Source organism: Microbacterium sp. RU1D (assembly GCF_900156435.1).
GTDB lineage: Bacteria > Actinomycetota > Actinomycetes > Actinomycetales > Microbacteriaceae > Microbacterium.
In genome coordinates, this window is record NZ_FTPQ01000001.1 from 1500466 (window position 1) to 1513321 (window position 12856).

Annotated in this window: 14 protein-coding genes; 12 read left to right on the forward strand and 2 right to left on the reverse strand. The window is 71.1% G+C overall.

The genetic code is table 11. The features are described from left to right. Positions 1–83: 83 nt before the first annotated feature. A complete protein-coding gene (locus B0B15_RS06775) occupies positions 84–1406 on the reverse strand; it encodes a bifunctional o-acetylhomoserine/o-acetylserine sulfhydrylase (protein WP_076674401.1) in 1323 nt (440 codons plus the stop codon). Between the two features lie 148 nt (positions 1407–1554). Between B0B15_RS06775 and B0B15_RS06780 the strand changes: the two genes are divergently transcribed. Next, complete coding sequence (locus B0B15_RS06780; RefSeq protein WP_176776579.1) at positions 1555–2325, forward strand: SDR family oxidoreductase; 771 nt, start codon at positions 1555–1557, stop codon at positions 2323–2325. 140 nt (positions 2326–2465) lie between these two features. Here B0B15_RS06780 and B0B15_RS06785 read toward each other — a convergent pair whose 3' ends face one another. After that, complete coding sequence (locus B0B15_RS06785; RefSeq protein ID WP_076674407.1) at positions 2466–3959, reverse strand: MFS transporter; 1494 nt, start codon at positions 3957–3959, stop codon at positions 2466–2468. A 105-nt stretch (positions 3960–4064) separates the two neighbouring features. On the opposite strand from B0B15_RS06785, the gene B0B15_RS06790 reads away from it, so the two are divergent. The 11 genes from B0B15_RS06790 (at position 4065) to fliG (ending at position 12801) form a co-directional block, all read left to right on the forward strand. Beyond that, positions 4065–4805 carry a hypothetical protein gene (locus tag B0B15_RS06790; protein WP_076674410.1) on the forward strand — a complete coding sequence of 247 codons (741 nt, stop codon included), beginning with the start codon at positions 4065–4067 and terminating at the stop codon, positions 4803–4805. Positions 4806–4942: 137 nt separating this feature from the next. Next, on the forward strand, positions 4943–5767 hold the full coding sequence (locus tag B0B15_RS06795; protein WP_076674413.1) for a sigma-70 family RNA polymerase sigma factor: 825 nt from the start codon (positions 4943–4945) through the stop codon (positions 5765–5767). A 146-nt stretch (positions 5768–5913) separates the two neighbouring features. Continuing rightward, a complete protein-coding gene (locus tag B0B15_RS06800; protein WP_076674415.1) occupies positions 5914–6738 on the forward strand; it encodes a flagellin N-terminal helical domain-containing protein in 825 nt (274 codons plus the stop codon). A 102-nt stretch (positions 6739–6840) separates the two neighbouring features. Next, a complete protein-coding gene (gene fliD, locus B0B15_RS06805) occupies positions 6841–8205 on the forward strand; it encodes a flagellar filament capping protein FliD (RefSeq protein WP_076674418.1) in 1365 nt (454 codons plus the stop codon). Positions 8206–8239: 34 nt separating this feature from the next. Beyond that, complete coding sequence (gene fliS, locus B0B15_RS06810; RefSeq protein WP_076674421.1) at positions 8240–8623, forward strand: flagellar export chaperone FliS; 384 nt, start codon at positions 8240–8242, stop codon at positions 8621–8623. 5 nt (positions 8624–8628) lie between these two features. Then, positions 8629–8904: a hypothetical protein gene (locus B0B15_RS06815; protein ID WP_076674424.1), complete on the forward strand. Its 276-nt coding sequence runs from the start codon at positions 8629–8631 to the stop codon at positions 8902–8904. 104 nt (positions 8905–9008) lie between these two features. Next, positions 9009–9356 carry a flagellar basal body rod protein FlgB gene (locus B0B15_RS06820; RefSeq protein ID WP_076674427.1) on the forward strand — a complete coding sequence of 116 codons (348 nt, stop codon included), beginning with the start codon at positions 9009–9011 and terminating at the stop codon, positions 9354–9356. Continuing rightward, positions 9353–9745 (forward strand): flagellar basal body rod protein FlgC, encoded by a 393-nt coding sequence (gene flgC / locus B0B15_RS06825; protein ID WP_076674429.1) that lies wholly within the window; start codon positions 9353–9355, stop codon positions 9743–9745. The genes B0B15_RS06820 and flgC overlap by 4 nt, the downstream gene beginning before the upstream one ends. Beyond that, complete coding sequence (gene fliE / locus B0B15_RS06830) at positions 9745–10071, forward strand: flagellar hook-basal body complex protein FliE (RefSeq protein ID WP_076674432.1); 327 nt, start codon at positions 9745–9747, stop codon at positions 10069–10071. The genes flgC and fliE overlap by 1 nt, the downstream gene beginning before the upstream one ends. A 1-nt stretch (position 10072) precedes the next feature. After that, positions 10073–11710 (forward strand): flagellar basal-body MS-ring/collar protein FliF, encoded by a 1638-nt coding sequence (gene fliF / locus B0B15_RS06835; RefSeq protein WP_076674435.1) that lies wholly within the window; start codon positions 10073–10075, stop codon positions 11708–11710. Beyond that, positions 11707–12801 (forward strand): flagellar motor switch protein FliG, encoded by a 1095-nt coding sequence (gene fliG, locus B0B15_RS06840; protein WP_256334212.1) that lies wholly within the window; start codon positions 11707–11709, stop codon positions 12799–12801. The genes fliF and fliG overlap by 4 nt, the downstream gene beginning before the upstream one ends. The last annotated feature ends 55 nt before the right edge of the window (positions 12802–12856 follow it).

A 12856-nucleotide genomic window follows, 5' to 3' on the forward strand; every position in this document is an offset into this window, starting at 1 on the left:
CACTTCTCGACCCCTCACGCGCGCGGCATACGCGCGAACGCCCCGACCCGGCAGACCGGGGCGGGGCGTCCGAACGGATGGGGTCAGGCGCGAGCGGCCTCCGACAGGCGCCGCGCGGCCGCGAGGGCCTGGTCGAGGTCGGCCTTGAGGTCGTCGATGTTCTCGAGGCCCACCGACAGACGCACGAGCCCGGGGGTGACCTCGGCGGTCAGCTGCTGCTCGGGGGTGAGCTGCGAGTGCGTGGTGGATGCCGGGTGGATGACGAGCGAGCGCACGTCGCCGATGTTCGCCAGGTGGCTGAACAGGCTGAGGGAGTTCACGAACTCGCGGCCCGCCTCGACACCGCCCTTGAGCTCGAACGACAGCACGGCGCCGACGCCCTTGGGGGCGTAGTTGTTCGCGGCGGCGTACCAGGGCGAGGTGGGCAGGCCCGAGTAGTTCACGCTCGCGACGTCGGGGTGCGACTCGAGCCACTCCGCGATCTCCTGCGCGTTCTGCACGTGGCGCTCGATGCGCAGAGACAGCGTCTCGATCCCCTGGATGAGCTGCCACGCGCTCTGCGGGGCGATGGAGGCGCCCAGGTCGCGCAGCAGCTGCACGCGGGCCTTGATGATGTACGCCAGGCCGTCGCCGACCGCCTGGGTGTAGACCGCGCCGTGGTACGAGGGATCGGGCGTCGTGAGGCCCGGGAAGCGGTCGGAGTGCTCGGACCACGGGAAGGTGCCGCCGTCGACGATCACGCCGCCGATCACGGTGCCGTGGCCGCCCAGGAACTTCGTCGCCGAGTGCACGACGATGTCGGCGCCGTGCTCGAAGGGGCGGATGAGGTAGGGGGTGGCGATCGTGTTGTCGACGATGAGCGGGACGCCCGCCTCGTGCGCGACGTCGGCGACGGCGCGGATGTCGAGCACGTTGATCTTCGGGTTGCCGATGGTCTCGGCGAAGAAGAGCTTGGTGTTCGGCTGCACCGCCGCGCGCCAGGCCTCGCGGTCGTCCTGGTTCTCGACGAAGGTCGTCTCGATGCCGAGCTTGGCCAGGGTGTACTTGAAGAGGTTGTAGGTGCCGCCGTAGATCGAGCTCGACGACACGATGTGATCGCCCGCCTGGGCGATGTTGAGCACGGCGAAGGTCTCGGCCGCCTGTCCGCTGGCGACGAGGAGGGCGCCGGTGCCGCCCTCGAGGCCCGCGACGCGCTGCTCGACGACGTCCTGCGTGGGGTTCTGGATGCGCGTGTAGATGTTGCCGAACTCGGACAGCGCGAACAGGTTCGCCGCGTGATCGGCGTTGTCGAAGACGTAGGAGGTCGTCTGGTAGATCGGCGTGGCGCGCGCCTTGGTGACCGGGTCGGGCTGAGCGCCCGTGTGGATCTGCTTGGTCTCGAAACGCCAGTTCTCGGGTGCCGACATTGCTGCTCCTCAGGTTCCGGAGGCCGGGCGAACGCCCTGACCTGCTGCGAGCGTAGAGACGGGTGAATTCCAGGACAAGCACGGAGGACACGGGCCGTCACACAACCGCCGCCCGTCCGTGTCGGAGGGGAGCAGTAGCGTGGATGCCATGACGCGACGTGCAGTGGTGACCGGGGCCAGTTCGGGAATCGGGGAGGCGACGGCGCGACTGCTGCGCGCGAGAGGGTGGGAGGTCGTCGGCGTCGCCCGCCGCGCCGAGCGTCTCGCGGCGCTCGAGGCCGAGACGGGCGTGGTCGCCCATGCCGCCGATCTCACCGACGCCGACGCTGTGGCGGCGCTCGCCGCCTGGATCGACGAGACCGGCGGCGTCGACGCGCTGGTACACGTCGCCGGCGGAGCGCGCGGGAGCGACCGCGTCGAGGACGGCGACCCCGAGGACTGGCGCTGGATGTTCGAGGCGAACGTGCTGTCGGGACAGCGGCTCGTGGCATCCCTGCTGCCGGCGCTCCGGCGCGCGGCGGACGCCGAGGGGCACGCCGATCTGCTCTTCGTCACCTCCACTGCCGCGCAGACGGCGTACCCGGGCGGTGGCGGCTACAACGCCGCGAAGGCCGGCGAGGCGATGCTCGTGCATGCGCTGCGGCAGGAGCTCAACGGCGAGCCGCTACGCGTGATCGAGGTCGCCCCGGGCATGGTGCGCACCGAGGAGTTCACCCTCAACCGCTTGGGCGGCGATCGGGATGCCGCCGACAAGCTCTACGAGGGCGTCGAGGCCCCGCTGGTCGCAGACGACGTGGCCGACGTGATCGCCTACGCGCTCGACGCGCCCGGGCACGTCAACCTCGACCTGGTGACGATGCGTCCCGTCGCGCAGTCGGCGCAGCACCTGCTCGCGCGGGGTCCGCTGGCGACGCGCTGACGCGGACTCCCCGCTGGCGCGGACTCCCGCTGACGCGGAGAACCCGCGCGGAGCGGGACTCGGGGTGCCGTGACGAGCTGTGGTGACCCGCGCGAGCCGGATAGTGGCATGCGAAGTCCGGCCGTGCGCACGAAGCAGCGTCACGCGAGGTCGCCGCGCGGGGCGGTGGCCCGGGCGTCGGTCTCGGCATCCGCGAACGCCACCTTGGGGACGAAGAACAGCAGGATCGCGGCGAGGAACCCTCCTACGCTGCAGATGATCCAGACCGTGACGTATCCGGCGAAGGGGGCGGCCGTGCCGATCGCGGCCCCCGCACCGCCGGCGAGCACGACGCCGAAGATGGCGGACGACATCGTGCCGCCCACCGTCTTCGTGGTGTTGGTGAGGGCGGATGCCACGCCGGTCTGGCCGCGCGGGGCGGCTGCCGCCGCGGCGGCCGGCATCGCGGCGACGAGGGCGCCCGACCCAAGGCCGGCGATGCCGAGGCACAACAGCACCTGCCACAGCGTGGTGTGCAGCGGGAGGAAGAGCGCGTACCCGATGCCGACGAGGGCGGCCGCCCCGATCAGCACGATGCGCGGGCTCGCGCGTCGCGAGGTGATGGCGAAGAGGATCGCGCCGACGATGAGCGACACGAGATACACCCCGATCACGTTCGAACGGTCGGTGGCATCCAATCCCAGTCCGTAGCCGAGCGCGGGATCGGTTCCGGCGTAGGTGGCCAGCGGGCCCTGCGCGCCGAGGAGGCTGATGCCGACCAGGAAGGCCGTGGCCTGGACCGGCCACATCTCGGGCCGCCGGAGCACGCGGATGTCGATCGCGGGGTCGCGCTGACGCAGTTCGTGGCGCACGAACACCGCCCCCAACGCTCCACCCGCCAGCAGCAGGGCGACGATGACGGCGGGACCCGGGCCGTCGGGCAGGCGTACGAACGACAGCGCTCCCGTGACGCACAGCAGCGCCCCGGCGAGGATCGCGAAGCCGCCCACGTCGAGGCGGCGCTCACCTCCCGCGCGTTCGGATTCAGGGACGCCCAGCCAGATCACGACGCAGACGAGGGTGACCACGACCGCGGGGATCGCGAGCGACAGTCGCAGGTCGCCCCCGGTTGCGGCGAAGACTCGCCCGGCCGCGAGGGCGCCGAGGATCGCGCCCACCTGCAGACCGACCACGAGCAGGCCCGCCGCGCGCCGGGTGCGCGAGACCCCGCGCGCGGCGCGTCGGCCCCGGTCGAAGATGAGGGCGATCTCCAGGGGCAGCCACACGACGTAGAAGCCCTGGAGCGCCCAGGCGGCGAGGAAGGTGGCGAACGAGTCGGCGAAGACGAGCCACCAGCTCGCCGCGGCCGTCGCCAGAGCGGAGACGAGCAGGATGCGCTTGTGCCCGAACATGTCGCCGAGTTTGGCGAGCACGGGCAGGACGAGCGACGAGAGCAGCAGCTGCGCGGCCTCGAACCAGTTGACGTCGGCGTCGCGGATGCCGAGGTGCACGACGATGTCGGGTAGCAGCGGCACGTAGAACCCCTGCAGGATGCCGCTGGCCAGTTCGACCAGCACGAACCACCCGATGAGCCCCGCGGTCACGCCGAGGGCGGACGAGCGCACCCTCGCGACCGCGCCGGAGACGCGCGACATGGCGCGAGAGTAGCACCGGGCCCGTGCGCACGTTCGGCGGTAGTTCTCGAGGCCACCAGGGTCGTGCTATTTTCACTCGTAAACGTGCATTTTCGAGGAGGCGCCGTGACGTTCGACGCGCGACGCGCCTCCGTGCGCGGGGGAGAGGCGGGCCTGCGGGCCGGAATGAGCACCGCGGACATGCTCGAGCGTTTCGCGCGGCTCAACGATCTCGATCCGCGTGACGCGATGCAGCATATCGCCGACGCGACCTCGCCGTCGCCGTACCTGCGTGCCCGTCTCGTCGCCGACCGCCTCGCGGCGGAGCGCGGCGCGCCCGGCCGCGGCTTCGACGCCGCCCTCGCCGACCCGTTCTTCGACCGGTGGCTGGCGGCGCGGGGGTTCATCGCCCACAGGGGCGTGACCTGGACGCGCGTGCGGACGCTGGGGCACCATCCGATCGTCTTGACCCTGGCCGCGGTCGCGCGCCTGCGCACCCGCACCGAGCTCATGCGGCTCGACGACGACCTGCGTCGCGGCTGCGAGGCGCTCGGGGTGGATCTGCTGTCGGGGAGCGCCTCGAGCGCCCGTCGGGATGGTCTGCGCGGTTTCTCGCATCCGGCGCGTCCGTGGCAGCAGGCGGGCGTGCACCTGAGCGCGGACCGGCCGTGGCGCTGGATCGAGTGGGAGCGCTTCGCGACTCTTCTGCGGCGCCACGGGCTGCGTGCGCGGTTCGGGCTCGAGGAGGACCAGATCGCCGTCACGCCCGTCACGCCGGTCGTGATCTGGAATCCGGCCGCCACGGCGATGCCCCTCGTGGGTGCGAGCACGGCCACCGTCGAGCTGCGCGTGGTCGGCCGGCGCTGACGGGTCGCGTCGCATCGGGTCCGTGCTCCCGGCGACGCGCGTCGCGGCGTCCGGCGCCCTTGCGAACCGAGATGCGGTCGATTCGTCTTTCTGTGTTAGTTTCTGCTCATAAACAAGCAAAAACAGCAGGAGTCGTGATGTCGAGCACCGTCCTTGCCGCCGTTTCCGACGTGCCCCTCTCAGCCGAGCGACTCGCGCGGGAGAACCTTCCCCTGGCGAAGTACCTCGCGGTCGAGAAAGCGCGGACCGCGTTGCACGTCGACCTCGACGACCTGCTGTCGGCGGCCTACCTCGGCCTGGCCGTGGCATCCCTCGAATACGACCCCTCGCGCGGCGTGCCCTTCGGCGCCTACGCGCGCACGAAGATCACGTGGGCCATCCTCAGCGAGATGCGCGCGGCCGACCCGGCCGGGGAGCGCAGCCGCGACAAGATCGAGCGCGTCCGCGTGGCGACCGAACTCGTGCGCGTGCGCACGGGACGCACCGCCACCCTTGCGGAGGTGGCCGCGGAGTCGGGACTGGATGCCGAGACCGTCACCCGCATGCAGCTGCTCGACGAGATGGTGCGCACCGCGACGAGCTTCGAGGCGCGCTTCGAGGGCGACGACGGGCGCCAGGCGGTCGACCTCACCGACAGCGTCATCCTGCCCGAACACGCCGCCGAGCAGGCGGAGACCCAGCGCATGCTGGAGCGCATCGTCGCGGCCCTGCCCGATCAGATGCGCCAGGTGATCCGCGGGGTCTACCTCGAGGAGCGCATGGTCAAGGACGTCGCGCTCGACCTCGACGTCAGTCACGCCTACGTCTCGAAACTGCGCCGCATCGGACTGACCCTCATGCGCGAGGCCCTCGACGCCTGGGAGAACGGCACCGAACCGGACCGCTCGACCAAGGCCAAGGCCGCGTTCTTCGACGGCGTCTTCGGGGCCGCTGCTGCTCCCGTCGTCGCCGTGCCCGCCTGACGCGCGGACGACCGCAACGGGGGTTCCCGTTTCGAGCGGAAGGAAAACCGCGACGCCGGTTACGGCGGTGCCGACCCGTCGCGAAGGTGGGGGATGGAGGGCCACGGACGGCCCCCGCACGACAATCCCATCCACGGAGGAACAACATGGGTCTTCAGATCGCAACCAACGTCGGTGCTCTCAACGCGTACCGCAACCTGTCGGCCAACCAGGCCGACGTCTCGAAGTCGCTCGAGAAGCTCTCGAGCGGTCTGCGCATCAACCGGGCCGCGGACGACGCCGCCGGTCTCGCCATCTCCGAGGGCCTGCGCTCGCAGGTCAACGGCCTCAACGTCGCCGCGCGCAACGCCCAGGACGGCATCTCGGTCATCCAGACCGCGGAAGGCGCCCTGACCGAGGTGCACTCGATCCTGCAGCGCGTGCGCGACCTCGCGGTGCAGGCGGGCAACGACTCGAACAACGCCGACTCGCGTACCGCCATCAAGACCGAGCTCGACACGCTGGGCGACGAGCTCACCCGCGTCGCGGAGAGCACGAACTTCAACGGCATCAAGCTGCTCTCGGGCGGCGACACCCTGACGTTCCAGGTCGGCGCCGGCTCCACGGCGGCCGAGGACCAGATCGCGGTCGCGCTGACCGACTTCTCGGGCCTCGGCGCGACGGTCAAGGCCCTCGACGTCGACAGCGCCGCCAACGCGCTGACCTCGATCGCCGCGATCGACGCCGAGATCGTGAACGTCTCGACCGCCCGCTCGGGCTACGGTGCCGTGCAGAACCGCTTCGAGTCGACCATCAACTCGCTGCAGGTCTCGGCCGAGAACCTCTCCGCCGCCAAGAGCCGCATCGTCGACACCGACATGGCATCCGAGATGGTCAAGTACACCGCCTCGAACATCCTCCAGCAGGCCGGTACCGCCATGCTCGCGCAGGCGAACCAGTCGGGCCAGGGCGTTCTCCAGCTCCTGCGCTGAGTCGCAGCGCTGATGGCCACGGGCGCCCGGGCGGGGGAGACCTCCCGCCCGGGCGTCTTGGCATAACCCCCCACGACCTCGACGGAAGAGAGACGCAGGATCATGCAGATCGACGGCATCGCCTCGGGACTGAAGACCGCCGAGCTCATCGACGCCCTCATCAACGTCGCGGCGATCCCGAAGACGCTCGTGGCGAATCGCATCACCGACCGCAACAGCGTCATCTCCAACCTGCAGTCGCTCAACACCGCGCTGCAGGCCCTCACCGACAAGGCCAAGGCTGCGGCATCCTCCACCTCCCTCGCCCGGTACACCGCGACGAGCTCGGCGGAGGCCGTCACCGTCGTCGCGGGGGAGACGGCGCGGGCGTTCTCGACCGACGTCGTCGTCGACACGCTCGCGCGCGCGCACGCGGTGGTCACGGCCGCGGGCGGCGACTCGGCGTTCGGGGGGACGTTCTCGCTGGTCGCCGCCGACGGCAGCGTCACCGAGCTCGCGCCGGGAGGCGGATCGGCCGCGCAGCTCGCCGCGGCGATCAACGCCGCGAAGGCCGGGGTGACCGCCACGGTCGTGCCCGGTGGACGCGACGCGCAGGGCGCGGCGCTCTCGCGCATCCAGATCACCTCGACCCGGACCGGTGCGGAGGGCGTTTTCAGCCTGCAGCGGGGCACCGCGGCCGAGGTCGCGGCATCCACCTCGATCGACGTCTCCACCGAACCGGGCGCCGCCGTGCTCGCGCAAGGGACGGATGCCGTCATCCGGCTGTTCGCCGGGACGGCCGCCGAGCAGGTGGTGACGAGCGCGTCGAACACCTTCACCGACGTCGGAGAGGGCATCGACATCACGGTGAGCAAGGTCTCGGCCGACCCGGTCACCGTGACCGTGACGCCCGATGCGAAGGCGCAGTCGGATGCCGCCGCGGCCTTCGTGAAGGAGATCGCGACGCTGCTGACCCGGATCGACAACGGCTCGAAGGCGACGGTCGCCGAACCCGGCAAGACGACGACGCTCGGGGTCTTCACCGGGGACAGCACCGTGCGGTCGCTGCGCGCGGCCCTCGCCTCGGCCGTTCAGAGCCCGGTCGACGGGGTCTCGCCCTCGAGCATCGGCATCAGCATCGACAAGGCCGGGGCGCTCTCGTTCGACGCGGACCGGTTCGCGGAGGCGATGGCCGACGACCCGGAGGCCGTGCAAGCGGCCTTCGCCGCGGTCTCGGCGCGCGTGCAGGCCACCACGACGCAGTACTCCGACAAGTACGACGGTCTCGTCACCCAGCGCATCACGGGCCAGCAGAGCGAGGTCAAGACGCTCGAGAAGCAGGTCGAGCGCATGGACCTGCGCCTCGACATGCGGCGGGCCACCCTCGAGCGCACCTACGCCGCGATGGAGGTGCGCCTGTCGGGCCTGCAGTCGCGGTCGGACTGGCTCACCTCGCAGCTGTCGGCGATGACGCCGTCGTCGAAGTAGTCAGCATCCCGTCCCTCGAGAAGGAGAACGCCTCATGCCCACCGCCCTCGAACGCGCCAAGCAGGAGTACCTGGAGCAGCAGGTGAACGCCGCGACGCCGGAGCGCCTCGTGACCATGCTGTACGACCGGCTGCTGGTCGACGTCGAGCGCGCCGCCGCGGCGCAGGCCGGGGGAGACATGGCCTCCGCCGGCACCTACCTCACGCACGCGCAGGCGATCGTCGCCGAGCTCAGCGGATCGCTCGAGAACACCTGGGACGGCGCGGACGGGCTGCGGGCGCTGTACACCTACATCACCGGGCGCCTGATCGTCGCCAACGTCGCGCACGACGCCGACGCGACCCGCGAGTGCCGCGACCTCATCGCCCCGCTCCGCGACGCCTGGCACGCCGCGGCCGACGCCGTCTCGACCGTCTGACACCCGTGACGACGAACCTCGCGGCGTGGAACCGGCTGCTCGACGCGTTCGAACGCTCGCTCGACGCTGCCGACGACCCCGCCGACGGCCCCGTCGAGGAGCCGCCCGGGCCGCCGCCGCCCGAGGTCGTCGAGCGCGTGCGACTCGTGCTGGAGCGCCAGCGCGCCAGCATCAGCGGTCTCATGGCCGCGCGCGAGAACGTCGCCCGCGAACTCGCCGCGATCCGGCGGATCCCCTCGGTCCACCCGGACGCCCCGGTGTATCTCGACGTCGAGGGGTGATCCCCGGTTACGCCGACGCCGCCGCGTCGCGATAGTCGCGGGGGAGCACGGATCGCTCGACCACACAGCCACGGATCGGCTCGCCCCTTCGACCGGAGTGCCGCGTGCTCGATTCCGTCACCTCAACCGCCCTGTCCAGCGCGCTGGACGGCCTCGCTCTGCGCCAGCGCTCGATCGCGGAGAACATCGCCAACGTCAACACCCCCGACTACCAGGCCAAGCGCGTGCTGTTCGAGGAGCGCCTGCGCAGCGCCGTCGAAAGCGGAGCGGGCACGGTCGCACCGACGGTGGAGCGCTCGCTCGAGCCCACCCGGCGCAACGGCAACAACGTCAACCTCGACACCGAGACGCTGTCGAACATCGACACGGTGCTGCGCTACCAGTTCGCGGCCCAGGCGTTGAGCGGTCAGGCGGCATCCATCACCAAGGCGATCGGGCAGGCCTCGGCATGACCTTCGACACCATCGGCATCGCCGGCACCGGGCTGACCGCGCACCGCAAGTGGATGGACGCCCTGAGCGACAACATCGCCAACGTCAACACCGCCACCCCGGCGGGGCAGGACATGTTCCGCGAGAAGTACGTCACCGTGGCCGAGGGCACGCGCAGCCCGGGCGTCTACGTCACCGGCGTGCAGGAGTCGACGGCCGAGGGGCGCCTGGTCTACGAGCCCGAGCACCCGTACGCGAACGAGGACGGCTACGTGCAGTACCCCAACGTCGACCTCGGCGACCAGATGAGCATGCTGATCCTCGCGCAGCGCGGCTACCAGGCGAACGCCGCGGTGGTCGATCGCGCGAAGACGACCTACGAGTCCGCGCTCCAGATCGGGCGGTCGTGATGAGCACCCCGATCGACCCCGTCGCGGCGTGGGGCGTGAGCCCACTCGCCTCTCTCAGCTTCGAGGCGACCCCCGCGCCGACGAGCGCGGGCGCCACCGCGGGGGCGCAACCGTTCGCCGCCTCGCTGACGGCGGCGGTCGAGAACCTGCAGCAGCTGCAGTCCACCTCGAACGAGCTCGCCGTGCAGGCTGTCACGGGCGACCTCGACGACATCCACCGGGCCACGCTGGCATCGTCGCGCGCGGGCGTGACCCTCGACCTGATGGTGGCGGTGCGCGATCGCGGCGTCGCTGCCTTCAACGACATCATGAGGATGCAGGCCTGACATGCCCCCGTTCCTTGCGACGACCATCGGTCGCGCGAAGCAGATCGCGGGCGGCTTCACGGTCGCGCAGCGCACCATCGCCGTCATCGGCGCCGCCCTGCTGGTGATGGGCGTCATCGCCCTGGGCACGTGGCTGTCGAAGCCGCAGATGAGCCCGCTGTTCACGGGGCTGAGCGCGACCGACGCGTCGGCGGTGGTCGAGCAGCTCAAGTCGGCGGGCGTGCCCTACGAGCTCACCGAGGGCGGGGCGACCATCCTCGTCCCCGACGAGCAGGTCTACCCGCAGCGGCTCACCGCGGCGGCGGCGGGGCTGCCCAGCGACACCAGCGGCGGGTACACGCTGCTGGACAAGATGGGCGTGACCGCGAGCGAATTCCAACAGTCCGTGACCTACAAGCGCGCCATCGAGGGGGAGCTCGCCCGTACGATCGGCGCGATGTCGGGGGTCACCGCCGCATCCGTGCAACTGGCCATCCCGGAGCAGAGCGTGTTCGTCGCCGAGGAGCGGCATCCCACCGCCTCGGTCTTCGTCAAGACGCAGGGCGGGGGATCGCTCGCCGACGACCAGGTGGCGGCGATCGTGCACCTCACCAGCGCCTCGATCCCGGGGATGACGCCCGAGGACGTCGCGGTCACCGACCAGTCGGGCAAGGTGCTCGCCGCCGTGGGGACCGGACTCACCGGGTCGGCGAACACGCAGGCCACCGAATACGAGGCCAAGGTCGCCTCGACGGTGACGAAGATGCTCGAGACCATCGTCGGTCCGGGCAACGCCACCGTGAGCGTTGCCGCGGACGTCGCGAACTCGACCTCGGAGCGGATGGACGAGACCTACACCGCGCCGGAGGGCGACGTGATGTCGAACGAGCAGACGAAGACAGAGACCTACACGGGCGGTCAGGGGACCGGAACGGGCGTCCTGGGCCCCGACAACATCGCGGTGCCGAACGCGGCGGGCGGCGGCAACTACGAGGCCGAGGAGTCCACGCGGAACAACGCGGTCAACAAGACCACAGAGAAGACCATGACCCCGGCCGGCGAGGTCACCCGCCAGACGATCAGCGTCGCTCTGGACCGGGGCGCGGTGAACGGCGTGACCGCGGAGCAGGTGCAGGCGCTGGTGTCCACCGCGGCGGGGATCAACGCCCAGCGCGGCGACACCGTCACGGTCGAGATGGTGGAGTTCAGTCAGACCGGCGCCGCGGCGGCGCAAGCGGCCCTCGAGGCGGCCGAGGCCGAGAAGGCCGCGCAGATGCAGGCCGACCTGCTGCGCGCGGCGATCATCGGCGGCTCGATCGTGCTCGCGGCCATCATCCTCGTCGTCGCCCTACTGGTGAGGCGCAGGATGAAGCGCCGCACCCTCTACACGGATGAAGGGCCGATCGAATACTTCTCGACGATCACCGAGACCGAGGAGCAGAAGCTCAAGAGCCTCAAGGGCCTCGCCGACCCGATCCCGCTGCCCGCGGCCGCCCCGCCGACCAAGGTGCTCCCCACCCTCCTCGACATCGAGGAGGAACCCGAGGCCACACAGGTGCTCGTGGAGCAGCGCCGCCGTGACGTCGAGCACCTGGCCAAGAGCGACCCACAGAACGCCGCCAAGGCCCTCGCGAGCATGATGGACGAGGCGATGGCATGAGCCTGCTGCAGACGCGGGTACCCGCGGAGGACGGCGCGCCCGTGGCCAGCCCCACGGCGGCCACCGAGGTGATGCCGGTCGCCCCCGCCGTCGCGGCGATGTCGGGGCTGCGCAAGGCAGCGATCGTCATGCTCAACATGGACCGAGACGTCAGCGCCGAAGTTCTCCGGCACCTCGGCGAAGCCCGGGCGGAACTGCTCGCGGCGGAACTGGCCCAGCTGGGGGGTGTCGACACGGCGGCGATCGCCGCAGCCCTCGCCGACTTCCGCCGCATCGCATCCGGGGGATCCGCCGTCAGCCGCGGGGGCCAGGAGTTCGCCACCGGGCTGCTCGAGACCGCGTTCGGCCGGGAGAAGGCGGTCGGCATGGTCGGTCGGGTGATGTCGCAGGGGGTCGTGTCGTTCGACTTCCTCAACAGCGCCGACCCGACCCAGCTCGCGACGATCCTCGACGGCGAGATGCCCACGACGGTCGCCGTCGTGCTGGCGAACCTGCGCGCCGAGCGCGCCGCCGCGGTCCTCGCGGCGCTCCAGGACCCGCTGCGCACCGACGTCGCCCAGGCGATCGCGACCCTCGGCACCGCATCGCAGGAGGCGATCGCGGTCGTCGCCGAGTCGCTCCGCGCCCGCACCGGCATCTTCGGCATGCGCGAGGCGCACGAGGCGACCGGGGGCGTGCAACCCCTCGTCGACATCATCAACCGCTCCGACACCGTGCTCGAGAAGGCGCTCCTGGCCAGCCTCGAGGACCGCGACCACGACCTCGCCGAAGAGGTGCGCAGTCGCATGGTGACCTTCGCCGACATCTCCCGGCTCGAGGACCGCGACGCCCAGCGCGTGCTCCGCGGCATCGACCTGCGCGTGCTCGCCCTGGCGCTGAAGGGCGCCGACGAGCAGGTCGGCGAGGTCATCCGGCGCAACATGACCGAACGCAACCGGGAGAACCTCGCCGAGGAGGCGTCGGCGCTCGGGCCGGTGCGCATGCGGCAGGTCGACGAGGCGCGCGCCGAGGTGGTCCGCATCATCCGCGAGCTCGAGGCCGCCGAGGAGATCACGATCGCGCGCGAAGACGACGACGAGCTCATCGAGTGAGGATGCCAGTGCCCGCCGCCGCACCGTCGGTTACGCAGGTGCGCGCGCGTCGCGA

Bases quoted from the DNA above. Each gene is read 5' to 3' on its own strand.
- fliS (WP_076674421.1), top strand. From the start codon at position 8,240: ATGCCCACCGCCCTCGAACGCGCCAAGCAGGAGTACCTGGAGCAGCAG.
- B0B15_RS06795 (WP_076674413.1), top strand. From the start codon at position 4,943: ATGTCGAGCACCGTCCTTGCCGCCGTTTCCGACGTGCCCCTCTCAGCC.
- fliE (WP_076674432.1), top strand. From the start codon at position 9,745: ATGAGCACCCCGATCGACCCCGTCGCGGCGTGGGGCGTGAGCCCACTC.
- fliG (WP_256334212.1), top strand. From the start codon at position 11,707: ATGAGCCTGCTGCAGACGCGGGTACCCGCGGAGGACGGCGCGCCCGTG.
- B0B15_RS06780 (WP_176776579.1), top strand. From the start codon at position 1,555: ATGACGCGACGTGCAGTGGTGACCGGGGCCAGTTCGGGAATCGGGGAG.
- B0B15_RS06800 (WP_076674415.1), top strand. From the start codon at position 5,914: ATGGGTCTTCAGATCGCAACCAACGTCGGTGCTCTCAACGCGTACCGC.
- fliF (WP_076674435.1), top strand. From the start codon at position 10,073: ATGCCCCCGTTCCTTGCGACGACCATCGGTCGCGCGAAGCAGATCGCG.
- flgC (WP_076674429.1), top strand. From the start codon at position 9,353: ATGACCTTCGACACCATCGGCATCGCCGGCACCGGGCTGACCGCGCAC.
- B0B15_RS06775 (WP_076674401.1), bottom strand. From the start codon at position 1,406: ATGTCGGCACCCGAGAACTGGCGTTTCGAGACCAAGCAGATCCACACG.
- fliD (WP_076674418.1), top strand. From the start codon at position 6,841: ATGCAGATCGACGGCATCGCCTCGGGACTGAAGACCGCCGAGCTCATC.
- B0B15_RS06785 (WP_076674407.1), bottom strand. From the start codon at position 3,959: ATGTCGCGCGTCTCCGGCGCGGTCGCGAGGGTGCGCTCGTCCGCCCTC.